Origin of the sequence: Hallella sp., assembly GCF_037460745.1 — a bacterium.
Classification (GTDB): Bacteria; Bacteroidota; Bacteroidia; order Bacteroidales; family Bacteroidaceae; genus Prevotella; species Prevotella faecis.
In genome coordinates, this window is the sequence record NZ_JAXVAE010000066.1 from 1 (window position 1) to 24,390 (window position 24,390).

Genomic DNA, 24,390 nt, shown 5'->3' on the forward strand with positions numbered 1-24,390 from the left:
ATACAAAAGGAGGGTGCACCATAAATGACCATAGTCAATTATGACACACCCTCCTATGAGCTTATTGGGCTTTCAGCCCGTATAATTGAGTTTTGACACACCCTCTCGTTGGCATATGCGGATCTTGCTGCTTACTTCTTCGGACGGCGGCGTGCCCATCCCTCCTCAGAGAAGTCGGGCTCCTCGCCTTTCAACTTGAACGACTGGCCGTTCATCAGGCTCTTCCAGTCGTCGCGCGAGTGGCGCTGGTTTTCGTCGCCAAAGGGGCTCTGGGGCTTGCGGCCACGGCGTGTGTCGCGACGGTCGCCTCGGCGATCGTCGTATCGGTCGTCGCGGCGGTTGCGCTCGCGTCCCTTGCGGGCGTCGCCACGTCCGCGTGTGTCGCCATCGGCAGCGCCGCGTCCGCGTCCACCCTCAGCGGCGCGTCCGTGTCCGCCCTCGTCGGCATCGTTGCATCGCACCTCGCGACCCTTGTAGCTCACACCGTTGAGCGCGCGCATCACCTTCTCGGCGTCGTCGGTGGGCACCTCTATGTAGGCAAATTTCTGCAGCAGGTCGATGTGACCGATGGTCTGCTTCGGGCCGTGGATGTGGTGGTTCATAAACTGCATGATCTCGCCGGGGTAGAAACCGTCTTGCTTACCCAGGTTGATGAACAGTCGGCGATAGCCCTCCTCGGCCTTGCGCGGTCCGCGCTGGCGTGTGGCGCCACCCCGTCCGTCGCGCTGCGACTTGCGGTCGCCCTTTTCGCCCCGCTTCGAAGTGGGTCGAACAATCTCAGGCGCGTTCTTATAGTAGTTGAGGAATCGTCCGAAGGTAATGCTCACCACCTTCTGCATGATGTCCTCCTTGTCGATGTATTCAAACTGGCGCATGATGTCGGGCATGTAGGGAGCGATGAGCTCCTCGTCGACATCGGTCTTCATGATGTCGTCCATCACCTTGTAGAGCTGCTTCTTGCAGATCTCCTCGGGCGAGGGCAGCGTGCCTTCCACAAACTCCTTTCCGATGATCTTTTCGATGTTGCGCACCTTGAATTGCTCACGGGTGTGGATGATGCAGATGCTCGTTCCCTTCTTTCCGGCGCGTCCGGTACGTCCTGAGCGGTGCGTGTAGTTCTCCACATCGTCGGGCAAACCATAGTTGATGACGTGCGTCAGGTCGTCCACGTCAAGTCCGCGCGCCGCCACGTCGGTTGCCACAAGCAGTTGCACGGTGTGCTGGCGGAACTTCTGCATGGTGAGGTCGCGCTGCTGCTGCGAGAGGTCTCCGTGGAGCGACTCGGCGTTGTAGCCGTCGCGTATGAGCTTGTCGGCCACCTCCTGCGTCTCGATCTTTGTGCGGCAGAAGATGATGGCGTAGATGTGGGGATAGAAGTCCACGATGCGCTTCAGCGCCAGATACTTGTCCTTGGCGTTCACCACGTAACAGATGTGGTTCACGTTCTCCGCACCCTCGTTGCGCGATCCCACAACGATCTCCTTGTAGTCGTGCAGGTAGTTTTTGGCAATGCGCTCCACCTCCTTGCTCATCGTTGCTGAGAAGAGCAGCGTGTTGCGGTCGGCTGGCACGTTGTCGAAGATGGTGTTGATGCTCTCCGAGAATCCCATGTTGAGCATCTCGTCGGCCTCGTCGAGCACCACGTTGTTCACCTTTTCGAGGTTCACCACACCGCGCTCCATCAGGTCGATGAGTCGTCCGGGTGTGGCCACGATGATCTGCACGCCGTGGCGCAGCTCGCGAATCTGTCCCTGTATCGACGCACCGCCGTACACGGGGATGATGTGCATGCCCGGCATGTATTTGGCAAACGCGTTGAGGTCGTCGGCGATCTGCAGGCAGAGCTCACGCGTGGGGCTCAAGATGAGCGCTTGTGTTTCCTTGTTGGTTGCGTCGGTCTTCTGCAATACGGGTATACCGTAGGCCGCCGTCTTTCCTGTGCCCGTCTGGGCCAATGCTATAACGTCGTTACCGTTCCCCAAAAGATAGGGAATCACTTCCTCCTGAACGGGCATGGGATGTTCAAAGCCCAGCTCTTCGATGGCGCGGCGAATCTCTTCGCTAACGCCAAGTTCTTCAAATGTCTTCAAAAAAATATTGTTTAATTGTTACCGTAGGGACTACTTCAAAACACCCTACCGTTTCGTACGAGTCCCCTTTCGGGGTGCAAAGTTACAACAAAAACCTGACAACCCACCATCGTAACGCCACAATTTTCAATAGGTTACCACCTTTTGGCAGAACGCTGAGGCTTCGCGGAAGGGGTGGGAGCGTGGTCGAGGGGTAGGGGTGGAACGCCCCAAGCAGTGCATGGAACGACAGAAAAGCCGGTCGAAACGATGCTTCGTTCGGTAAAAAACACTAACTTTGCAACCAGTATGGTACTCAATTACATTTGGATTGCGTTTTTCCTCGTTGCCTTTGTCTTCGGCTTTGTGCAACTGTTGATGGGCGACACCACCATCTTCCAGAAGATGGTCGACTCCACGTTCGCCACGTCTAAGACCGCCTTCGAGACCTCCTTGGGCCTTACGGGCGTGTTGGCCCTTTGGCTTGGCATCATGAAAATTGGCGAGAAGGCCGGCGCCGTCAATGCCTTGGCGCGTGTGCTCAGCCCCTTGTTCACCAAGCTCTTCCCCGACATTCCCAAGAACCATCCCGTCATGGGGTCGGTGTTTATGAACATCGCCTCCAACATGCTGGGCCTCGACAATGCCGCCACGCCCACCGGCTTGAAGGCCATGGCCCAGATGCAAGAGCTCAACCCGAAGAAAGACACGGCCACCAATCCGATGATTATGTTCCTGGTGCTCAACACCTCAGGCCTGACCATCATCCCAACCACCATCTTGGCGTTCCGCGCCTCGTATGGTGCGGCGCAGCCCACCGACGTGTTTATTCCCATACTTCTTGCCACCACCGTGGCCACGTTGGCCGGCATCCTCATCACCGCCGCCTGGCAACGCATCAACCTGTTGCAGCCTGTGCTGCTTGCCGCCCTCTTGGGCATCATAGCCTTTGTGGCGGTGGTTATCTGGGGCTTTGGCCAGATGAGCGCCGAAACGATGGGCACCGTCACCTCCATCGCCGGTCCGGTCATCCTGCTGGGTGTCATCGTCACCTTCATTGTGGCAGGCATGGTGCGCCGCGTCAACGTGTACGACGCCTTCATCGAGGGCGCCAAGGAAGGGTTCCAGACCGCCGTGCGCATCATTCCCTACCTTGTGGCCATCCTTGTGGCCGTGGGCGTGTTTCGCGCCTCGGGCGCCATGGACCGGCTGATTGATGGCATCTCATGGCTGGTGGCCCAGTGTGGACTGAACACCGACTTTGTGGGCGCCCTTCCCACCGCCTTCATGAAGCCCCTCTCGGGCAGCGGAGCGCGTGGCCTGATGCTCGAGGCCATGCAAAACTACGGCCCCGACTCGTTTGTGGGGCGCCTCTCCTGCATCTTCCAAGGCAGCACCGACACCACGTTCTATGTGCTCGCCGTTTATTTCGGATCGGTCAGCGTCAAATACACGCGCCATGCCGTAGCGGCCGGTTTGCTGGCCGACCTGGCCGGCGTTGTGGCCGCCATCGCCATCGCATACATCTTCTTCGCCTAAGGTGGGCGTACCACCCCAGTTAGAATATCATTATGGCAAGTTTAAAATCACTCTTGAAAGACACAGCCATCTACGGCATCAGTTCCATCGCCGGACGGTTTGTCAACTATCTGCTCGTGCCCATCGAGACCTACGCTTGGGTGGCTGGCGGAGGTCAGTTTGGTGTCATCACCAATGTTTATAGTTACATAGGCATCCTCATCATCGCCCTCACCTTCGGCATGGAGACCACGTTCTTCCGCTTTGCCAACAAGGAAGGCGAGAACGCCCGCATGGTCTACAGCACCGCCCTGCGCATGGTGGGTGCCGTGGCCCTTGTCTTCGCGCTGCTTGTGCTGGCGTGCCTCAAGCCGCTGGCCGCCGCCATGGGCTATGCCGACCACGTGTGGTACATCGGCACCATGGCTGTTTGCGTGGCCGTCGACGCTTGGACCGCCATCATGTTCGACTACCTGCGCTATCAGCATAAACCCTGGAAGTTTATGGCGCTGAAGCTCGCCAATATCCTCATCAATGTGGCGTTGGTGGGCGCGTTCCTCTTCGTGCTGCCCCATTTCGGCCTGTTCATCCCCGGCCTCTACGACGCCAACGGCACCCCCGACGTGGGAATCGTGTTCTACGTGAACCTTTTTGTGTCGGTCGTCACCGTGCTCTTGCTGTCGAAGGAGATGACAGGCGTGAGCTACGGCTTCGACAAGGCGCTCTGCCGCCGTATGCTCTCCTACACCTGGCCCATGCTGATCCTGGGCATTGCAGGCCAGCTCAACCAGAGCGCCTCGACCATCATCTTCCCCTATTTCTTCGATGGCGACATCGCCGAGGCCCACGCCCAGTTGGGCATCTATGGCGCCACCATCAAGATCGCCATGATCATGGTTATCATTACCCAGGCGTTTCGCTTTGCCTACGAGCCGTTTGTCTTTGGCAACAAGGACGCCGACAAGAAGGCCACCTACGCCAAGGTGATGAAGTTTTACATCGTCTTCACCCTCTTCGCCTACTTGGCCGTCATCGGTTACATGGACATTTTGCGCCACATTGTGGCCCGCTCTTATTGGGAGGGCTTGCGCGTGGTTCCCATTGTGATGGCCGCCGAAATCATGTTTGGCGTGTATTTCAACCTCAGCTTCTGGTATAAGCTCACCGACCGCACCATCTGGGGCGCATGGTTCTCGCTGTTGGGCTGCGTGGTGCTCATCGCCATCGATGTGCTCTTCATTCCGCGCTACAGCTACATGGCTTGCGCCTGGGCCGGCTTTGCCGCCTATGGCGTGTGCATGGTGACCAGCTATTTCTTCGGCCAGAAGTATTACCCCATCAACTATCCGCTGCGCGACATCGCCTTCTATGTGGTGTTGGCCGTGGCCCTCTTTGCCGCCATGACATGGGGCAACGCCCACCTCGGCACATGGTCGTCGCTGGGTGTGAACACCTTGCTGTTGGGCCTTTACCTTGCCGTGGTGGTTTGGAAAGACTTCCGCGGCATCATTCGTCGTCGCAAGGCAGCGTAAGCAAAACCTCATTCATCACGAGCGGCGACAAAGCGGACCCCCGTCCACCCTTTGTCGCCGCCCGCGTCTTATCCCCTTCAAGCTATGGCAAAAGTAGAGACCGACATGCTCCATGGACCGTTGCTGGGCAAGATAGTGATGTTTGCCTTGCCTTATGCCGCCACCGGCATCCTGCAACAACTGTTCAACTCCATCAATGTGTTTGTGGTGGGGCGCTTCGACAGCAGCCACGCCATGGCCGCCGTAGGCGCCACAACGTTCCTCATCAACCTCATCATCAACTTGTTCCTGGGTGTTTCGGTAGGTGCCAACGCGGTTATAGCCAACAACATTGGGCGCCGAGACCCTCAGGCTGTGCATCGCGCCGTGAGCACAACGGTCGCCCTCTCGCTCATTGGCGGCGCCATACTCTTGGTGGTGGGCCTGTTGGTGGCCACCCCCCTGTTGCGCTTGTTGGGCACGCCGGCCGACGTGATCCACGACTCGGCCCTTTATCTGAACATCTGTTTCCTTGGCGCCCCGTTCTTCATGGTCTACAATTTCGGCGCAGCCATCTTCCGAAGCAAGGGCGACACTCGCACGCCCCTTTACATTCTTGCCGTGGCAGGCGTCATCAATGTGGTGGTGAGCATGGTCACCGTCATCGTCTTCCACATGAGCGTGGCCGGTGTGGCCTGTGCCTATTTTGTGTCGAACATGTTCTCGGCGGTTGTCATCACCACGCTGCTGTGGCGCGAGAAGGGCGAGTTCCGCGTGCGCCTGCGACAGATACGCATCTACCGCAAGGAGTTGGGCGACATTCTGGCCATCGGTCTGCCCGCCGGCTTGCAGGCCACCGTGTTCTCGTTCAGCAACGTCTTTGTGCAGTCGTCCATCAATAAGTTTGGCTATGCGGCCATCGCTGGCGCGTCGCTCAGCATCACCTTCGACACCTATTGCTATTATGTCCTCACCGCGTTCTGCGCCACGGCCATCACCTTCACGGGCCAAAACTACGGCGCAGGCCAGGTGGACCGCTGCCGCCGCATCTTCCGCCTCTGTTTCTTGTTGGGTGGTGCGTCGATTTTTACGGCCAACATGGTGTTTGTGTTGTTTGGTCCTCCCATCGCCTCCGTCTTCACCACCGACCCACAAGTTGTCCATTACTGCACGTCGCGCATCTACGTGGCGCTTGCCTTCCAGTGGATTGCCACCAGTTATGAGATACCGGCGGCGTGCATGCGCGGCTTGGGAAAATCGTTGGCGCCAGCCTTGCTTACCATCTTTGGCACCTGTTTCATCCGTTTGGGCTGGATATTCCTTGTGTTGCCCCATTGGTATGGCTACGAGCATCTCATGCTTTGCTACCCCATCTCGTGGGTCATCACGGGCGTCCTTGTAAGCTCGGTTTACGTTGCCGCCAGTAGGAAGGCATATCGGCTCTTGGCCCCTTGATGTGTGCTTTTGCCATTGGCGGTGAGCGAAACCACTGCAACGCGAAACGAAAAACGCTCGTTCCATCGGCAAAAAGAAAGCCTTGCGCCCTACTTTGTCAATGAAAAGTGTTATCTTTGCAGCGATAATGCGCCTTGCCGCAGCCGCCTAACGGCTTGCCCGAAGCGCCCCGTCCATGCCCCTCACGGCAGTTGTGCGATGGTGGAAAAGCCGATGTCCGCCCACAGGAATGAAGCGCCTTGCCCATTGGCCCAACTCGATCGCTGAGCCTTGGATGGGAAATGTTAGCAAACAGTCATAACAATGAAGATATTCAAGATTACCGTTGTTGCCGCCCTTGTGATGGTGGCGTTGTCGCTTGCCTCATGCACGGGCAAGAAGTTTCAGGTGTCAGGCGTCATCTCCGACGCCTCCGATTCGCTCCTCCTCTTTGAGAACATGAGTCTTAACGGCCCCGTAGTGGTCGATTCAGTGCGCCTTGGCGCCGACGGCTCGTTCAGCTTCGAGGGAGAGGCGCCCACCGCTCCCGAGTTTTATCGCCTGCGCATCGCCCGCCAAATTATCAATGTGGCGGTCGATTCCACGGAGCATGTCACCGTGAAAGCCTCGTACCCCACCATGACAGGCAGTTATGAGGTGGAAGGGTCTACCGAGTGTTCGAAGATCCGCGAGCTCGCTTTGATGCAGCTGAACCTGCAAGCCCAGCTCAACGCCGTGGTTCAGAACCCCAACGTTAGCTACGAGAAGGAGGCCGACAGCGTGCGCACCATCCTGGAGGTTTATAAGTATAAGGTAAAGAACGACTACATCTTCAAGGAGCCTTGGCGTGCTTACGCCTACTTTGCCTTGTTCCAAACCATCACGTTGGGCCAGCAGGTGGGACTCATCTTCGACCCGCAGAGCAAGAAGGAGGATGTGCAGGCCTATGCCGCCGTCGCCACCAGTTGGGACACCTACCACCCAGGTTCGGAACGTGGCACCAACCTTCATAACATTGCCATTGAGGGCATGAAGAACGTGCGCATCCTGCAGGCAGAGCAAAACCAGACGATCGACGCCAGCAAGATCAACAATTCGGGTGTCATCGAGGTGGCGCTGCCCGACCGAAACGGCAAGACCTGCAAGCTCACAAGCCTTAAAGGCAAGGTGGTGTTGCTCGATTTCCACCTCTTCGCATCTAAGGGAAGCACCGAGCGCATCATGCACCTGCGCGACCTTTACAACAAGTATCACGCCCAGGGATTCGAGATCTACCAGGTCAGCCTCGACCCCGACGAGCATTTCTGGAAGGAGAGCGTGGCCGCACTGCCTTGGGTTTGCGTGCGCGACGCCAACAGCACCGGCTCCGTTTACCTGACGCAGTATAATGTGCAGTCGCTCCCAACCTTCTTCACCATCGACCGCAACAACGTGTTGCAGAAGCGCGACGCACAGATCAAGGATCTCGACGCGGAGATCAAGGGCTTGCTCGCCAAGTAACCCAAGGTAACCCATCGCCAACATAAAAACCGAGGCCCATGCATCCTTTAGATAAATTCAGATACTGCCCCGCATGCGGCAGCAAGCATTTCGAGATACAAGACGAGAAGAGTAAGAAGTGCGAAAATTGTGGGTTTGAGTACTACTTAAATCCCAGTGCGGCCAACGTGGCGCTGATTGTCAACGACAAGGATGAGTTGCTTGTCGCCACCCGCAAGAAAGAGCCCGCCAAGGGAACGCTCGATCTGCCCGGAGGCTTTGCCGATATCGGCGAGACTGCCGAGGAGGGAGTGGTGCGCGAGGTGAAGGAAGAAACCGGACTGACGGTCACCGAGGCGCGTTACGTGTTCAGCCTGCCTAACGTCTACGTCTATTCGGGCTTCGAGGTGAAGACGCTCGACAGCTTCTTCATCTGTCAGGTGGAGGATTTCTCCACGCTCCATGCCAGCGACGACGCGGCCGCCCTCCAGTGGATTCCCATCACCGACATCCACACCGAACTCTTCGGTTTGCGCTCTGTGCGCCATGGTCTTTATCGATTCGTGGAGTCGTACAAGAAGCCATAACCCTCGCGTTTGCCAAGACAATTCCATTTTGCGAGGTCTTATTGTGGTTCGAATCGCAACATCCCGTGTTTCGTTGCGGCAATCATTCGCATCTCGCACCGCACATTCTGAATAACGCCTTACGCTTGCTACGCCTTAAGAGAGGGTGTGGCAAGCGTTTTAAGTATTAAGAGCTAATGCTTTTTTTTAGTCGGATTTGAGCACTTTTACAGCTGTTTTTTAGTCGGATTTGAGCACTTTTATAGTGATTTGTTTGTCGGATTTGAGCACTTTTATTATATTTGTGGCTGATTATCAACAACTTTTTTAATCGGCCCATGAATTACATTGCGAGAAATATAGATGCCCAATTGATGGAGTGGAAATCAGATCCCATGCGTAAGCCCTTGTTACTACGAGGAGCGCGACAAGTGGGAAAATCATCGGCCATCAGGCATTTGGGAGAAACCTTTCAGCATTTTGCCGAAGTGAATTTTGAGCGCAACAAAGCCATTAAGAGTTTTTTCCAAGGCGATATTGATGTGCATCTCATTGCGCAAAAGATTGCCGCTTACCTCGGTGTGCCCATCGTGAATGGCAAGACGTTGCTCTTTCTGGATGAGGTTCAGGAATGTCCGGAAGCCATTATGGCACTAAGGTTCTTCAAAGAAGACTATCCCGAGTTGCATGTGGTGGCCGCAGGCTCGCTGCTCGAGTTTGCCCTTGAAGAGTTGCCCACGTATGGAGTAGGGCGCATCCATTCTATATTTATGTACCCCATGACCTTCGATGAGTTTTTGGGCGCATGCCACGAGGATGCGCTCTTGGCGATGCGTCGACAGGCCAGCAGCCTCTCTCCGCTTGATGATGCGTTTCACCAACGACTGATCGACCTGTTCCGAATCTACCTCTTGGTGGGCGGAATGCCTGAAGTGGTGCTCGCATGGGTTACCATGGGCGATATGAACCGTTGCCAACAGATTCAAAGCGACATTGTGTTGTCGTACGAGGACGACTTCGCCAAATACAAGAAAAAGGCCAACCCCGACCTTTTACGCACCACCATGCGTGGCGTATGCCATCAGACCGGGCAAAAGTTGTCGTTCAAACAGATATCGACCGACTATAGGAGTTCTCAAATTCGGGAGGCGTTGCGTTTGTTGGCCTTGGCGGGTATTGTGGTGCCTGTGGTGTCCACTTCGGGCAATGGCATTCCGCTGGAAGCCGAGGCGAATGATAAGAACATGAAGTTGCTATTTCTCGATACCGGATTGTTATTGGCTGTTTTGCAGTTGGAGGGCGGATTGTCGCAGCAACTCGTTCAGTTCATCATGACAGGTAATGCGCAGGAATTGGTCAACAAGGGCGGTGTGATCGAAATGGTGGTGGGCTTGGAAATACTACGTAATAAGCCTGCCATACAACGGCAAAAGATGTATTATTGGGAAAAAAGCGGCAAGAGCATTGCCGAAATTGATTATCTCGACATACGCAACTTAAAGATTATGCCTATTGAGGTGAAATCGGGAACGAAGGGAGGCATGAAGAGCCTATGGACCTTTATGAGAGAGAAGCATCTCACCGAAGCCACCCGTTGCTCACTGGAAAACTTTGGTGAGTTTACGTATGTCGACATGGAGGATGGTGAAGCCCAAAGGCATGTAACCATCGTTCCCGTCTATGCTTTGTCGCAGTTTTAACCCAAATGTTATATGTGCCAGGTCAGCCCGAGGCGTGTCTCGAAGGTGCGTGCGTTCACGTTGTCGTGATAGGCGTAGCGTGTTTGTCTGACGAAGTAGCTGGCCCCCCAACTGATGCTGAGCGGTCCGCGCAAGTCAAACTCCCACATCGACGACAGCTCCAGCAGTTCGGCGTTGCTCTTGTCGCCTTGGGCGTTGAGATAGAGCGGGTCGGTGTGCTCCAGGTCCTTTCCCTCATATCCCTTCCAAGTGAAGATGCGGTAGTAGTTGGCGTGCAGGATGAAGCGGCCGATGCTTCTGAAGTCCATTTGTGTCTTGGTCTTCACCGAGAATCCCGACCCCATGTTGTAGTCGCGGTCGATCACGTTGTAATAGTCGCTCTTGGTTCCTCCCAACAGTATTCCGCTGAGGTAGATGCGTTGTTCCAGACGGTTGAGCGCACCCACTTGTGGGAAACGCATCAGCATGCCGGGACCCAGTGCGGCGGCCTCCGATATGCGGTAGGGGGTTAGTTGGGTGCCGTCTTTCACCGGTTTCGAGTCGTAGTAGTTGAAGTGTTGGAAGAGTCCCACCTCGGCTTCCATGTCGCTGTTGGTCTCCACGCTCTTTCCCCAGATGCGGCCCACGATGTGGAGCCGGTTGATGAGCGGTTGGTTGGCCGACATGCCCACCGTGGCCTCCAGCGAGAAGAAGTCGAAGGGCTTCGTGTCGTTGGCCTCAAACGGGTGGCCATACTCCAGGAAGAGGTTGACGTAGGGGTTCCATTCGCCTCGGAAGAGCGCGCCGTCGTCGGAGAGGTAACGTGTTCCGAGCGCCACGCTGAAGTCGATGGGCGTCCGCTTGGCGTCGTAATACTTGTTGTGGTCGTTTCTCACGCGCCATGCGCTTCCCGTCAATAAGCGGTTGAACCCACCCATGGGGTTGATGAGTGTGGCGGCTGCCTCGCGCAGGAACCGGCGGAAGCCCCGACTGCTGTCGTTGAGGATGATCTCCGATATGCGATGGGTCACCTCGCCAATGCAGATGCCGCCCATCGTGGTGGCCATGAGATCGTTGATGGCTGGCGGCTCAATCTCGCCGCAGGTCTCCCACATGAGCGATCCGGCGAAGGCATAGGGTGCGCTCTGCCAGAACGATAGGCCGCTCGATCGCGCCGCGTTGAAATAGAGGTTGCCGTGGTAGGGATGGGCGAAGAGGTTGGTGGAGAACTGGTCGTTGTCCCATACCCAACCGTTGTCGATGTTGTGTTTGATGGTCTTGAAGTTGACCTTGGCAAAGTCTTCGTTCATCACAAACCGGTCGAAACAGTGTACCAACACATTGATGCCCGCCGTTTCGGCAGCCGCCTTCCAAAAGTTGCGTCGCCCGTCGTTCCATTGTCCCAATGGCACGTGGCCTGTGGTGTCGGTCGTGGCCCTTGTTCCCGGCGTGTAAGGGTCAGGGCGATGGTTCCAGCGTATGGCCAAGCCACCCTCCACAATCAGTTCGTCCTTGTAGTGTTGCTGGTGATGGTAGTAGCGCGTGTTGGCGTAGCCCACCGAGGCGAACACTCCCAGGTGGCGGTTTATCTGGTAGTCGGCGTTGAGGCGCGCCTGCAAGGAGAACAGGCGGTTGGGGCGCTGCTGCGAGCTCTCCTCAAACGACTCGATGTGGGCGTAGCCGATGTCGCCGCTCAGCGACCACCGGTCGTTCAACCTGAAATATTGTCCCAAGCGATAATAGAGGGCGCCCGAGAAGTGGCCGTCGAAGCCCACGTAGGGCGATCCCACACCAATGATGTTGTAGGTGGATCGGTTGCGGAATCGCAGCGCCATGTTGGCTGCCGTGTTGCTGCCGCCAAACGCCATCACGTCGATGAGCGTCGAGGGGTTGATGTTCACCAGTCCGATCTTCTTGGCGCGCGTGTCGCGTGTGTAGTTCACCAGTCCCACCTGCACGCCGTGGGGATGTTCGAGCGCCACATTGATGAGTCCCACCTGCGATCCTGTGAGCGTGTCGGCGTAGTTGTAGCCGCCCACCTGCAGTCCGCGCATGCTTCCCGATGCCACATTGGCCAGCAGGCCCACCTGCGTGCCGCGGCGAACGCCCATGGCGATGTTCGACCCTAACGACAGTTGCAATCCCCTGAACGGTTGCATGGTGACGTTGTAGAACGCAGCCGCCTGCACACCGCGCAGCGATGTGGCGTAGTTGTTGATGGCCGACAGCTGCACACCTCGCACCACACCATAGCCCGACGTTATGGCTTGCAGCGATGCGCCCCGCAGGGTGTCGGCCGCTCCCACGATGCCCAGATCCACAGCTTTGGTGCGGGTGGAGTCGGCGTTGCGGTGGCCGATGGCCAGCGAGAGGCTTGCGCCGTGGTTGCGGTGGGGCGTTTGGGCGACGACCGATGGGGCGATACCTACCGATATAATAAGGAGTAAGAGGGCTTGATGAATTCTTTTCATGGGAATGGTGGGTTGAAATGTGTGGGCTTGACGCCTTATTGTTGCAAAAGTACAGAATAATTTTGATAGGCTCGATGAAATGTCTTAACTTTGACAACGCAAAAAACATTTATTATGAAGATAGGAGTGTTCTGCTCAGCCAATGAGCATATCGACCCCGATTTCTTCCGTTCGACGGAGGAGCTGGGCCAATGGATTGGCAGCGAAGGCCATCAGCTGGTCTTCGGAGGTTGCAATATGGGACTGATGGAGTGTGTGGCACGCGCCACGCACGAGGCGGGTGGCACCACCATTGGCATGGTGCCGCGTGTGGTGGAGCAAGGTGGCCGTGTGTCCGACTATGTGGATGTGCATGTGGCTTGCGACAACCTCTCCGATCGCAAGGACCTGATGTTGGCCCAGAGCGACGTGCTCATTGCCTTGCCGGGGGGCATTGGCACGCTCGACGAGGTGTTTACCGTGGCGGCAAGCCACACCATAGGCTATCATCGCAAGATGGTGATCCTCTACGACATGAAGGCTTTTTGGGCTCCGCTCATAGCCCTGCTCGACGACTTGCAGGCGCGTGGCTTCATCCGTGGCCATTGGACCGACTTCATCCGTGTGGCCCATTCGCTCGACGAGATACGGCAAGAGGTGAACAGAATCTGATAATCCTTATATTCTTCTTGTTTCGGTCTAACGGCCGATTGGGTTAAACGCAACAACGGGCCATTCCCCACACGAGGGAATGGCCCGTTGTGTTAGAAGCCTATGTTAGGGCTTTGCGGGCTTATTTGGCTCCGATCTCCTGGAGCAGGCGGTCGGCATGACCCCAGCGGTCCATGAGGTAGAGCACGAAACGAATGTCGACCGAGATGGTGCGAGCCAGCACCTTGTCGAACATGATGTCGGAAGCCAGGCTATCCCAGTTGCCGTCGAAGGCCAAGCCGATGAGGCGGCCCTGACCGTCGAAGAGGGGCGAACCACTGTTTCCACCCGTGATGTCGTTGTTGGTGAGCAGGCAGAGCTGCATCTTGCCCGTCGTCTTGTCGGCATAAGGGCCGTAGTTGGAGGCGCTCATCAGGTCGTGCATGATAGGCTCGGCCTGATAGTCGATCACGCCCTTGTCGCCGGCCTTCATCTTCTCCACGATGCTTTCTGATGTGGTGTAGTAGCCCGAGGGTTGTCCGCCGATGTTGTATCCGCCCACGCGGCCATAGCTCAGGCGCATGGTGAAGTTGGCGTCAGAGTAGTGGGGCATGTCCTCCTCCATGCGCAGCTTGGCTGCACAGAGCATGCGCTCTTGGTCCTCAATGCGCTCGGTGTTGGCGCCCAGGGCCTTCTTCAGGCGCTCAGCCACCTCCTTGAGGTCCTTGCCCAGGCGCACGCCGGGATCCTTGTCGAAGGCCTTGTTGTTGAAGTAGATGCGCTTGTTGTTCTTCATCAGCACGGTCTTGTTCCAGATGTCGTCCACGAAGCGGCGATAGTCGTTGCCATACTTGTTGGCGATGGTGGTGTAGAAGGCCGGCAGGTTGCGCACGTCGGCAATGTGCTCCTTGTAGTTTTTCAGCGAAACGGCCAGCACCTCCTTGTCGAGGCCCTCGTCCCAGGTCTTCTGGTCGTCGTCGTAGAGCAGGTAGCTCTTGCTCGGCTTCTTCTCGTTGCGCACCACGTTGGGACCCTGTGCGCCCATCATGGCGCGTGTGGTGAGCTCGTTGGTGCGGCTGAAACTCTCGCTGAGCAACAGCAGGTCGTGCGAGGCTGTGCTGTTCTGGGCGTAGAGCGCCTTCAGGGTGTCGAAGTTGAGCTGGCCCTTCAGGTAGCCTGTCGAGTCGACGTATGCCTTGATGCGGAACTCATAGTCGCGCTTCTGCTGGATGAGGCCGATGGAGTCGATGCACTTGTTCATGCCGATGGAGTTCTTCCAATAGTTGGAACTGGTGGCAAACTTCGAATCATACTTGATGCGAACGGCCTCGTCGGCTCTCATGTGGCGAACCATCACGTCCTGCTTCACGCCGCGGGCTTGTGAGCGGGTGGCGTTGCGCATGTGCATCTGCTCGATGCCATAGCTCGACAGGTAGCGCTCGGTGGATCCGGGGTAACCCATGGTCATGGCGAAGTCGCCTTCCTTATAGCCCTGCATGGACACAGGAGCCCAGTGCTTGGGATGATAGGGCACGTTGTCCTTGGAGTAGCGGGCCGGACCATTGGTCTTGGGGTCGGCGTAGATGCGGAACACGCTGAAGTCGCACGTTTGGCGCGGCCACATCCAGTTGTCGGTCTCGCCGCCAAACTTACCCATGCTCTTGGGAACGGTGAACACCAGGCGGAGGTCGTCAAACTGCTGGTAGGTGGTGGCAATCCACTGGTTGCCCTCGTAGAAGGCGTCGATGCTCACGTAGAGTGTAGAGTCCTGCGCCTTCACCTGCTGTGTCATGATGTTCTCCAGCGAGTCGATGGCAGCGGCCTGTCCCTCACGGCTAAGCTTGCTGAAGCCGGCCTTCTCGAGAACCGGGGTCACATCCTCCTGCTTCACCATAAAAGCCACGAACATGTCCTCGTTGGGCAGTTCCTCGGCATAGCTCTTGGCGTAGAAGCCATTGAGCATGTAGTCGTGCTCCACGGTGGAGTGGGAGCGGATGCTCTCGAATCCACAGTGGTGGTTGGTGAACACGAGGCCGTCGGGGCTGACCACAACACCTGAGCAATAGCCCGAGAAGTTGACCACGGCGTTCTTAACGGCCTGGTCGCCTTGGTACAGACTGCCGTAAGGCAACTGGAAACCGTAGCCGCACATCTGGTCGTAGACCTGAGTGGGCAAGTTGTAGAGCGTCCACATTCCCTCGTCGGCTGAAGCCGGCATGCTCAGGGTTAGGGCCGCCAGTGCGATAAATTGTTTGAGTTTCATAATGGATATGTTGTTGTATTATTTTCTAAATGCCCTCGGCCCTTGAGCCTTAGGGTGTATGTTGAACGATAAACGGTGCAAAATTACCTATTTTTTGCCTGAGGAGCGACTAAATGAACATAAAAAAGTGGTATCTTTGCAGCAATCGTTCTAATCTGAAATCGCAAAACAACTAATTTATATCTATGACAATCAAAACATTACTTCTTTCTTTAGCGATGGCAGGAGGTTCGCTTGGCGCGTCGGCGCAAGCCTACCACGACATTACTTCGGCCTATCTGCTCAACGCTGGTTTTGACACAAATTACACCTATGCCGTTGGCGACGAGGGCAATGCTGCGCCCAACGACATCAATTCCGTCAACTATTGGGACGTCACATCGGTGAAGGCCGGTGTGCTTGGCGTGTGGCAATGGGGATCGGCCAAGACTTTCTGCGGCCTCAGTGTGCCCGCCACGGGCTATGATGGCGTGGCTGGTGGTGGCTTGGCCTTTGGCTTGGTGACCACCAGCGGCATCAACATGCTGCAAGACTCGGTGAAGTTGCCCGCTGGCGACTATGAGGTGGTGATGGCCGTTTACAACGCCGCCGACAATGAGGAGGTGAGCACCAACTCATCGGCTTGGCATCCCTACAACACCCGCCTGTCCGCTCGTGTGCCGTTTACCAACACCAAGTTTGCCGCCCACGCATGGACTACCGATACCATTTCGTTCACCCTCGACCAAGAGGTGGCAGGCCGTTTGCGCCTGGGCTTTAGCGCTCGCAAGGAAGACCACGCCATGCCCGTGGTGGACTGGGTGAAGATTTTGCGCGCCACACCGCTCGGCGACGCCGACCTGGCGTTGCGCCGTGCCGACCTGGAGAGCGCCATTGCTGCCGCCAACGCGGTTCTGGGCGACGCCCAAGGCACTGCCGCCGATGAGCTGCGGGCAGCCGTGGCCCAGGCAGAGGGCCTGCTGAACAACGAGGAAGCCGACCTGGCCGACCTTTTGGTGGGTGCCACCAGCCTCAAGGCAGCTACCGCCAACTTCAAGTGGGGCAACTCCATCAAGGTGGTGACCGACAAGCGCTATCTGCGCGGAGCCACCATGGCCTTCGGTCGCATGAGCACCACGGCCAAGGCTACCGACATCAAGGAGCAGGGCTTCGTGATTAGCACGCAGGCCCATCCTACGGTGGCCGATACGAAGCACACCACCACGCTCTCGAACAATGGCACCATCTATTGCTTCAAGAACCTGAAGCCCGCCACTGAGTATTTCATGCGCTCGTATGTGGAGAACAAGAAGGGCAATGTGGCTTATGGCGACGAGATCCGTTTCTACACCATCCCCATGGGAACCATCACGCCCACCATTCGCAGCATCAGCGATGAGGCTGTGCGCAAGCGTATCACCGATGCCGTGAACACCGCCACCGACCTGTGGAACAACCTCACGGAGATGCGCGACTTCCGACCCAGCGTGGGCTACGAACCCGGCACACCGACTGCCGACTGCTCGTATGGCGGATGGGTGCGTGTGGGATCCAACGCCTCTTACCAATCGGCCGGAACCATCATGCACGAGTGGTTGCATGGAGTGGGTGTCATTCCTTGGGCCGACACGCAATGGAGCGTAGTGGGCGTGCTGCGCTCAGGCAGCCAGAGCGTCAGTGGCTCACAGAAAGGATCGGGCAACTGGTTGGGCGAGCGTGTGTCGGCCGTGCTCGATTTCTGGGACAACACCACGGGATCGTTCCTCCATGGCGACTACCAGCACATGTGGCCCTATGGCATCAATGGTGCCAACGAGGACAACCATAGCGATGTGCTCTATTATGGCAACAGCCTGGTGTGCCAGGCACTCGGCGAGGATGGCTTGGAGCACACCTCGAGCCACTACGCTGAGCCTTACTGGGCCTTCGAACACCAGGAGGGTGTGAAATACTACATCACCAATGAGAAGAAGGAGAATGGCCGTTACCTGTCGTACCTTACGGAGCGCGGCACCGCCGGCACGCTGACGCTCTGCCAGAAGAGCGCCGATGAGCTGGCCGCCAACGACAGTTGCGCTTGGTACATCAGCTTCACGCCCGACAACCAGTACTTCCAGTTCCGTAACGCCGCTACGGGCCGTTACATCACGTTCAATGGCTCTGTCTTCAGTGCGAAGAACGTGACGCCCGCTGACCAGCAGGACTTCCAGCTGATGAAGGGTCGCGTGGATGTCGATGCGGATGGCACACGCGGCTTCTGGATTACGCGCCATGCCGCCCGCAACCCGATGACACTGGCCGCCTCGAACGCCACTACGCTCACGCGCACCACGTTCAACCTGGCCAACACGGCTACGGGTCAGCGCTGGGTGATCCTCGATGAGGCACAGATGCGCGCCAAGACCACCACGGCCATGGGCATTGAGAGCATCACCGACAAGCAGCAGAACGGCGCCGCTGTGGCTCGCGAGGGCGTCTACACCCTCGACGGTCGTAAGGTGGCCCGCAGCGCCAACGACCTCAACGGTCTGTCGCATGGCATCTACATTGTCGATGGAAAGAAGGTAGCCAAGTAACATTCATCCCCATACAAACGAAGCGCCCGGTGCAATTCCTGCATCGGGCGCTTTGTTTGTGTGTGCGGCTTGTGGCTATTCGGTTAAAAGCATTGAGGCGGAGCACCTCGAAAGGTCTCCGCCTCAATGATATAGATGCGCTTAACGCGCCCTTACTTCAAACTCGTGGGAGTGAAGCGCAGGGTGTAAGAGTAGCTGCCGGTATTGGGAAGGTACTGCGACGGAGTGCCTTCACCGCAAGAGCCGTTGCCCACGCCGCTGATGGCTGCGTCGAAGTGGGCGTAGATGGAGCCTTGGCGTGTCATTTCATCGTTGTGCTTCTTGGTCATCCAAGTCTTTGCTGACCAATAGCTCTCCTGGTAGTGAGACATAGAGAACGACACATCGCCAACCGTTTCAATCTTCAGCGCCACCTTCGATGACGTGAGCGTGAGGTCGCGAAGGTTCTGATGGTCGCCGTTGGTCTGGGGATGCGTGTATTCCTCAAACAGGTCGTTCACGCAGGTTACATATCTTCCGAGGTAAGAGCCCGTCATGCGGTCGGGGTAGTTGGCCCAAGGACCGCGCCCGTAATACTCCACCTGTTCGAAGCCTTCGCCGAACTGCATGGCCAAGCCTACGCGGTAAGCCGTGTTATAACCGTTCTTGAAATTCACGTTCATGTCGACAACGCCATCGGGATAGATGGTGTAGGCGATGGTGTAACTGCGGTCGGAACTGCCAGAGACAGTGAGTGTCGCTGTTCCGTTGTTGTTCTTTTTCAAACTGCTGCTCACAGAGTAAGAGTTAGACGACCCCGTGTTATAAGGAGTGCCGTTGCGTGAGTTGTCGATGCTGAAGAACTGGCTGAAGGCGGGTGCGGCGTTCATGATGGTCTGATCGTTGTAAGTCCAGCTTTTCAGCGATCCGTCGCTGTTGAACGTCATCGACCAGCCGTTGCCGCTCACGGTGTTGCCGCTCACGCTGAGCGAACCGCTTGCCGTGTGTGAGCTGAGTGAGTTGTTGCGGTTTTGAACCACAAACTGCTCGTCGGCCACAGCATAGCCATTGTCCGCCCACAGGGTGCCGTCTTTCAGGACGAGGTAAACGTTCACCACCATCTCTTCGCCGCTCTGTGCGGTTGATTTGTAGGGGAGGCTCACGGTGCCGGTGCTTCCTGGTGTTACAGAGGGCATGTCAACCATGCCTTCCTCAGCCAACTCGCCGTTCTTCAGCACGCGATAGATGAGCTTGAAGTTGTTGAGGTTGGTGAATGCGTACTTGTTCTTAACCGTAAGCTTTTGGTTTGACAGCTGGGTGAAGTCAACATATTGGTACACCTTTCTCACCTCAGTGAGCTTCGACGACCACTTGCGGTCGGGGGTAGTGATACCGTTGTCCAGGAATGCGCCCATGAACGTGCTTTCATTGATGCCGCTTGGGGTCTGGTAGTCGTAGCCCTGCTTCCAATAGTTGAAGCCGTTGGGGGAGACGAGCGTGCTTGCGTAGGCTGTGCCGTTGATGACGCTCTTCGCCTTCTGTGGGTCGTAGATAGACTGGTCTACCCAGTCCCAGACGCAAGCACCGATGATGCCTGTGCTGTTCTCGATCACGTTCCAATAGTCCTTGAGTCTTCCCATGGCGTTACCCATGGCGTGGGCATACTCGCAGATGAAGTAGGGCTTGTTGTTCAGACCGCTTGAGTTGCTGCTCACATTGTCAACAGAAGGATACATGTTTGAACCGAGATCGGAATGGGAGGCGTCGGCCTCATAATGCACGATGCCTTCGTTGTTGGTCAGATCCTTTACTTTTTGGTAAGTGCTGCCGAAGTTGGAGCCTGAGCCCGACTCGTTGCCGAGCGAGTAGAACACCACGCTGGGGTGGTTGCGGTCGCGTCGCACCATGCGCTCGGTGCGGTCTACGTAGGCGGATGTCCAAGTTGAACTTGCCGAAAGTTCGAACTGTTGTGCGTTAGCTCCGTGGCATTCAATGTCGGCCTCGTCCATGCAGTAGAGACCGTATGCGTCGAAGAGTGCGTACATCTTGGGCTGGCGGGGATAGTGGGATGTGCGAACGGTGTTGACGTTGGCCTGCTTCATCAGCGTAACGTCTTTCATCATGGTCTCCAAGTCGATGGCGCGGCCATAGAGCGGATGCGTGTCTTGGGTGTTGACACCCTTGAAGAACACACGCTTGCCGTTGACAAGCACCTGCCTCTGGTTGTTATTGTTGACAACCTCCACCTTGCGGAAGCCATACTTGGTAGAGAACACCATTTCCTCGGATGTGCCGTCGAGCTGGCTCACCACAACCGTGTAGAGGTAAGGGTTCTCGGCGCTCCACGGAGAGAGGCCGTTGAGGTTGCTGAATGTAACCGTGTGGGTGGTGTTGCTGCTGCCGCTATAGGTGATGGTCTGTGAGCCCTTAGAGGTTCCAGTGGCGTCGAGGAGCTCCACCTTGATGTTCTTCTCCACGTTGCTCTTCGTGCGGTTGTCGATGGTAATGTCGACGGTCATGGTGCCACTGGTGTAATTGCTGTTGAGGCTTGAGTGGATATAGTGGTCGGAGATGAACACCTTCGGCGTGGCCACGAGATACACGTCGCGATGGATGCCCGAGAGGTGCCACATGTCCTGCCCCTCCAGGTAGCTGCCGTCGCTCCAACGGAAACAAGCCACAGTGATGTTGTTCTCGTTGGTTTGGTTAACAAAGTCGGTGATATCGAACTCGGCATCGGTGTTGGCGCCCTGTGAATAACCCACGTATTTACCGTTGATATAAACGGCGATAGCGCTGTAGGCACCATCGAAGTGAACCATGACGCGCTTGTCGTTCCAGTCGGTAGGCAAGGTGAACGTGCGACGATAGTAGCCCAAGGGGTTCGTGTCGCAGTTGCTTCGATAGTTGGCTTGGGTCGTCCATGAATTTTTGACTGGTGTGAAGGGATAACCCGGATTGCCCTCGTTGGTGTAGACGGGGGTGTCGTAGCCAGCCATTTCCCATGACAGCGGAACGCGGATGGTGTCCCAATCGCTTGTGGAAGCGGTGTTGCCGTAATAGGATGACGAAGGAGCCTGGTTGTAGTAGTTGCTGATGTACTTAAACTTCCATGTGCCATTCAGGCTCATGGTCATAGCTTTCGTAGGAGCGAGCCAAGGCTTTTCGTAGTTGGCGTCGGCCATCATGTCGGCGGAAGAAGCGTAGGGGATGTAAGTAGCGTGTGCGTCCTCCTTGTATTGGGCAAACTTTTGTGGGTTGTGAACCATGCTCACGTCGAATGAGCCGTGGTCGCCCGGTGTTTCTTCGGTGCTGCCACCGCCACCTTCGGTTCCACCACCGCCTTCTGATGCGCTTGCCTTGAGGAAGCCGAAGGCTGTGGCTTTCGTCTTTGAGGTGGTCTTGGTTAATCCTGTGCCTGATACTGCCAGATAATAATCAGATGAACTGTTTTGGGGTCTGCATGCCAAATAGTAGGTGCTGTTGCCTGCGTCTACAAGTTTCCATTCCTGGTTGGCGTTGGATTCTGATCCGCTGTTGTAATCGTATTCGCTGTCCCAGATGAGCGGAGCGGTGCTATTGGCTCCCGCCATGTCTATTGCGTAAATGGAGCCTTTGCTCTTGAAGTGCAAGGGGTACGAAGTGCTCTTGCTGGTGTATGCCGTCCATGTTTGGCTTGCCGTTTCCTTAACCAGTGTGCTTACGCTTAAGCTTGCGTTTTGCGATTGGCTTGCCACACCCAGGCATTGGGTTGCGTCGGATGCGAGGCAGATGTAATAGTCGTTGCCAGCAATGGGGGTGACAAAACTTCCTGACGTAACCATGTTGACGCTCTTGTAGGTGGCGTAGCTGCGGTTGTTGCCTTCTGTACTGCCAATTTCCACACTCGACAAAGCCAACAGGTCGCTAAGGTCGCTTTGGCTGCCATAGCTTGTGCCGTTAATGGTAAGACCGTCTATCGACAATTTTACCTTAATGGTACCCGAAGTGTTTGTTACATTTTCACGGATAGGATTCTGTTTCCCTTTGAGGTAGTTCACTTTCAAGGTTGAACTTGACTTAGTGTAGTACAAGTGGATGTGGTAAGTGTTATCACTAAACCAACTGGAAATGCCACTACCTATTGACAGAATGCATTCGTTTGTTGATGTGCTTTCGCAAGACGACAGGTCGATCTCCGCCTCGATGCTCTGTGTGTTAAAGTCGATAGTTTGGGTCTGAGAGAACGAGCTGCCGTTGGGCGAGTAGTTCGTCCAAAGAGCTGTCTTCGTGTCTGCCGCAAAAGCCTGCGTGGCAGCGAGTGCGAGCAGGGCTAACAGTGCGACGAGATGTTGCTTTATGTATGTTTTCATAAGGTCGTTGGGATTATTTGATTACTTTCTTTCCATTGACGATATACACGCCGTGTGGCAGGTCGTCGAGCGATGTGGCAGCGTGGCGCACCATCTGTCCGTTGGTGTTGTAAACGTTGAATCGCTGGATGTCGTTGGCGTCGATGTTTCCGATGCCCGTTGTGGTTCCGTCGAGCGACCACTGGGTGAACACGCGCGTGGCATTGGTTCCGTCGATGAGCACGGCGCGGAAGCCCTTGATGTCCATGTCGCTTACCAGATGATACACCTGGTTCTTGCGCAGCACGTATGAGCCCTTGGGCGCGGTGCTCTTGTGGAAGTAGCCGTGGAAGGTGGTGTTCTCGTTGGTAGAGCCCTGCAGCACCACGTCGGTTGGTTGGCCGACGAAAGCAGTGACGCCCTTGAAAGTGAAGTACTCGGGTTGGGTCGCACCCTCGGGGATATACACCAGGTAGGGTTTGCCTGCCTCGATGCCTGTGCATGTGCTGAACTCGAGCGTGGTTGCCGTGGCTCCGGTGAACTCAGCCACCTTGGCGTCGTTGCCAAACTGGGTCTTCACCTCATCGTCGCTGATGGCGAATGGCACACAAAGCGAGTTCCAGCTGTTAGCTGAGAAGGTACGCGTGAGGTGCACCTCGGCGCTGCCGGTGGTGCCGATGGATGGGGTGGAATAAGATTCTGATTTCTCGTCGAGAATTACAACAGGATCCTTCAGCTGTTCCTCCGAAATGAATTGCCATTGGGCGATGGTGAGGATGTTGCTTGGCTTGTAAGGTTGCGTGCGAACATCTTGCAAGACGGAGCTATAGTAGAGCCATTCGGTGTTAGACGCTTCCTTGCTTCGGCAGCCCAGCGCATAGCCGTTGCTGGTGGTGTTGAGCAGGCTCAGCGCCCACTCGTTGTAAGCGCCTTGGCCGTTGCATCGCGCCTTGCCGTGGAGCACGCCCGCCAGGTCGCCTTTGTTTGTAGTGAGGACCTGGAAGCCGTTGGCGTTGGTGGTCACCGTTACGGCCAGTTTGGCGCCGCCCAGGGTGAGCGTACCGTTATCAGCCGCGCTGAGAAACTTGCCCTCTGCCACATTGAGCAGGTAATAGCTCTTTCCTGCCTCGGGCTTGCTGCCTACGTAGTTGGCGGCATAGACGGCCGTCAGGCACGAGCAGAGAAGTGCAAGCGTAAGTGTGAAAAGTTTCTTCATGCTTATAGATAGTTTACTTGTTAATCTTCCCAAACATTGTCGCCCCAGACATTGTTGTTATCCTTGGCGTCGATTTCGTCGGGGTTGCCTTCTGTGGTGGGGCCCATACTTTCGGTCCCGTTAACGGTTAGGTCTTTGCCGCCTGACGCCGCCATGAGACTGCAGCCTGCGTTGATTTGGAACATCTCGGAGACAGGTCTCTCATAGGTTCTTTTTTTGCTCATAAAAAATAGTTAGGTGTTAAGTGGATGCTTGTCCACATGGGATGGGAAGGAAGGTGCGTTAGGCCGTATTGTGGCCTGGGCGCTCGTAGGCACATGCAACGTGCCCCCGCTGAGCGTGTTGGCCCAGCGAGCAACAGGCACATGAGCGCCTTGCCGCATGCCGCGGCATGACTTAAGGGTGGGGGATCCCATCACAGTGGTTGGTATTTAAAAAATTTTAATTTCAACAAATCAGTAGGTTATGTCAACAAACGCAACGTTCTGATATACAAACCGCTCGGCGTTCGTGGGGTTGACGTTCAGGCGTGGGTAAACGCCCTGTTTCACAGGGACAAAGGTACTTATAAAAGTTTAATAATGAGGTATAAAATACAATAATTTTTCTTTCGAAGTGTTTTATTCATCAGATCGCAACTCGCAAACGATGCGGCTTGGGAGGGCGTGGGGCGTTCCCCCAAGCGTGGT

General features: G+C 56.2%; 14 protein-coding genes. 8 read left to right on the top strand and 6 right to left on the bottom strand.

All coding sequences use genetic code 11. From position 1 onward, the window contains the following. Positions 1 to 131 precede the first annotated feature (131 nt). A complete protein-coding gene (locus WKK33_RS02830) occupies positions 132 to 2,090 on the bottom strand; it encodes a DEAD/DEAH box helicase (protein ID WP_337932385.1) in 1,959 nt (652 codons plus the stop codon). A gap of 288 nt (positions 2,091 to 2,378) precedes the next feature. Between WKK33_RS02830 and WKK33_RS02835 the strand changes: the two genes are divergently transcribed. The 6 genes from WKK33_RS02835 to WKK33_RS02860 all read left to right on the top strand — a co-directional run bounded on the left by WKK33_RS02835 (position 2,379) and on the right by WKK33_RS02860 (position 10,277). Continuing rightward, entirely contained in the window at positions 2,379 to 3,608 is a 1,230-nt protein-coding gene (locus tag WKK33_RS02835) for a nucleoside recognition domain-containing protein (protein WP_337636693.1), read from the top strand. A gap of 32 nt (positions 3,609 to 3,640) precedes the next feature. Beyond that, positions 3,641 to 5,119 (top strand): lipopolysaccharide biosynthesis protein, encoded by a 1,479-nt coding sequence (locus tag WKK33_RS02840; RefSeq protein ID WP_330001675.1) that lies wholly within the window; start codon positions 3,641 to 3,643, stop codon positions 5,117 to 5,119. 84 nt (positions 5,120 to 5,203) lie between these two features. Next, a complete protein-coding gene (locus WKK33_RS02845; RefSeq protein WP_337932387.1) occupies positions 5,204 to 6,553 on the top strand; it encodes an MATE family efflux transporter in 1,350 nt (449 codons plus the stop codon). Positions 6,554 to 6,856: 303 nt separating this feature from the next. Further along, positions 6,857 to 8,032 carry a TlpA disulfide reductase family protein gene (locus WKK33_RS02850; protein ID WP_337932390.1) on the top strand — a complete coding sequence of 392 codons (1,176 nt, stop codon included), beginning with the start codon at positions 6,857 to 6,859 and terminating at the stop codon, positions 8,030 to 8,032. Between the two features lie 38 nt (positions 8,033 to 8,070). Then, positions 8,071 to 8,598 (top strand): NUDIX domain-containing protein, encoded by a 528-nt coding sequence (locus tag WKK33_RS02855; RefSeq protein ID WP_337932391.1) that lies wholly within the window; start codon positions 8,071 to 8,073, stop codon positions 8,596 to 8,598. Positions 8,599 to 8,951: 353 nt separating this feature from the next. After that, the gene (locus WKK33_RS02860; RefSeq protein WP_337932392.1) at positions 8,952 to 10,277 is read left to right on the top strand and encodes an AAA family ATPase; all 1,326 of its coding nucleotides are present in this window, start codon (positions 8,952 to 8,954) and stop codon (positions 10,275 to 10,277) included. A gap of 8 nt (positions 10,278 to 10,285) precedes the next feature. Here WKK33_RS02860 and WKK33_RS02865 read toward each other — a convergent pair whose 3' ends face one another. Next, positions 10,286 to 12,727, bottom strand: coding sequence for a DUF3943 domain-containing protein (locus tag WKK33_RS02865; protein ID WP_337932393.1), 2,442 nt, complete (start codon positions 12,725 to 12,727; stop codon positions 10,286 to 10,288). A gap of 114 nt (positions 12,728 to 12,841) precedes the next feature. Between WKK33_RS02865 and WKK33_RS02870 the strand changes: the two genes are divergently transcribed. After that, on the top strand, positions 12,842 to 13,378 hold the full coding sequence (locus WKK33_RS02870) for a TIGR00730 family Rossman fold protein (protein ID WP_215759612.1): 537 nt from the start codon (positions 12,842 to 12,844) through the stop codon (positions 13,376 to 13,378). Positions 13,379 to 13,499: 121 nt separating this feature from the next. Here WKK33_RS02870 and WKK33_RS02875 read toward each other — a convergent pair whose 3' ends face one another. Then, a complete protein-coding gene (locus tag WKK33_RS02875) occupies positions 13,500 to 15,620 on the bottom strand; it encodes a S46 family peptidase (protein ID WP_337932394.1) in 2,121 nt (706 codons plus the stop codon). A 185-nt stretch (positions 15,621 to 15,805) separates the two neighbouring features. Here WKK33_RS02875 and WKK33_RS02880 point away from each other — a divergent pair, with 185 nt between their 5' ends. Continuing rightward, positions 15,806 to 18,175 (top strand): hypothetical protein, encoded by a 2,370-nt coding sequence (locus tag WKK33_RS02880; protein ID WP_337932395.1) that lies wholly within the window; start codon positions 15,806 to 15,808, stop codon positions 18,173 to 18,175. Between the two features lie 152 nt (positions 18,176 to 18,327). On the opposite strand, the gene WKK33_RS02885 is transcribed toward WKK33_RS02880, so the two are convergent. The 3 genes from WKK33_RS02885 to WKK33_RS02895 are packed head-to-tail and all read right to left on the bottom strand — an operon-like array spanning position 18,328 to position 23,925. Next, on the bottom strand, positions 18,328 to 22,506 hold the full coding sequence (locus tag WKK33_RS02885) for a glycoside hydrolase family 2 TIM barrel-domain containing protein (RefSeq protein ID WP_337932397.1): 4,179 nt from the start codon (positions 22,504 to 22,506) through the stop codon (positions 18,328 to 18,330). A 13-nt stretch (positions 22,507 to 22,519) separates the two neighbouring features. Next, positions 22,520 to 23,701: a hypothetical protein gene (locus tag WKK33_RS02890; RefSeq protein ID WP_337932399.1), complete on the bottom strand. Its 1,182-nt coding sequence runs from the start codon at positions 23,699 to 23,701 to the stop codon at positions 22,520 to 22,522. 20 nt (positions 23,702 to 23,721) lie between these two features. After that, positions 23,722 to 23,925: a hypothetical protein gene (locus WKK33_RS02895; protein WP_337932400.1), complete on the bottom strand. Its 204-nt coding sequence runs from the start codon at positions 23,923 to 23,925 to the stop codon at positions 23,722 to 23,724. Between the last annotated feature and the right edge of the window lie 465 nt (positions 23,926 to 24,390).

Coding starts and splice junctions, on each gene's coding strand:
- WKK33_RS02835 (WP_337636693.1), top strand. CDS start 2,379: ATGGTACTCAATTACATTTGGATTGCGTTTTTCCTCGTTGCCTTTGTC.
- WKK33_RS02840 (WP_330001675.1), top strand. CDS start 3,641: ATGGCAAGTTTAAAATCACTCTTGAAAGACACAGCCATCTACGGCATC.
- WKK33_RS02845 (WP_337932387.1), top strand. CDS start 5,204: ATGGCAAAAGTAGAGACCGACATGCTCCATGGACCGTTGCTGGGCAAG.
- WKK33_RS02850 (WP_337932390.1), top strand. CDS start 6,857: ATGAAGATATTCAAGATTACCGTTGTTGCCGCCCTTGTGATGGTGGCG.
- WKK33_RS02855 (WP_337932391.1), top strand. CDS start 8,071: ATGCATCCTTTAGATAAATTCAGATACTGCCCCGCATGCGGCAGCAAG.
- WKK33_RS02860 (WP_337932392.1), top strand. CDS start 8,952: ATGGAGTGGAAATCAGATCCCATGCGTAAGCCCTTGTTACTACGAGGA.
- WKK33_RS02865 (WP_337932393.1), bottom strand. CDS start 12,727: ATGAAAAGAATTCATCAAGCCCTCTTACTCCTTATTATATCGGTAGGT.
- WKK33_RS02870 (WP_215759612.1), top strand. CDS start 12,842: ATGAAGATAGGAGTGTTCTGCTCAGCCAATGAGCATATCGACCCCGAT.
- WKK33_RS02875 (WP_337932394.1), bottom strand. CDS start 15,620: ATGAAACTCAAACAATTTATCGCACTGGCGGCCCTAACCCTGAGCATG.
- WKK33_RS02880 (WP_337932395.1), top strand. CDS start 15,806: ATGACAATCAAAACATTACTTCTTTCTTTAGCGATGGCAGGAGGTTCG.
- WKK33_RS02885 (WP_337932397.1), bottom strand. CDS start 22,506: ATGAAAACATACATAAAGCAACATCTCGTCGCACTGTTAGCCCTGCTC.
- WKK33_RS02890 (WP_337932399.1), bottom strand. CDS start 23,701: ATGAAGAAACTTTTCACACTTACGCTTGCACTTCTCTGCTCGTGCCTG.
- WKK33_RS02895 (WP_337932400.1), bottom strand. CDS start 23,925: ATGAGCAAAAAAAGAACCTATGAGAGACCTGTCTCCGAGATGTTCCAA.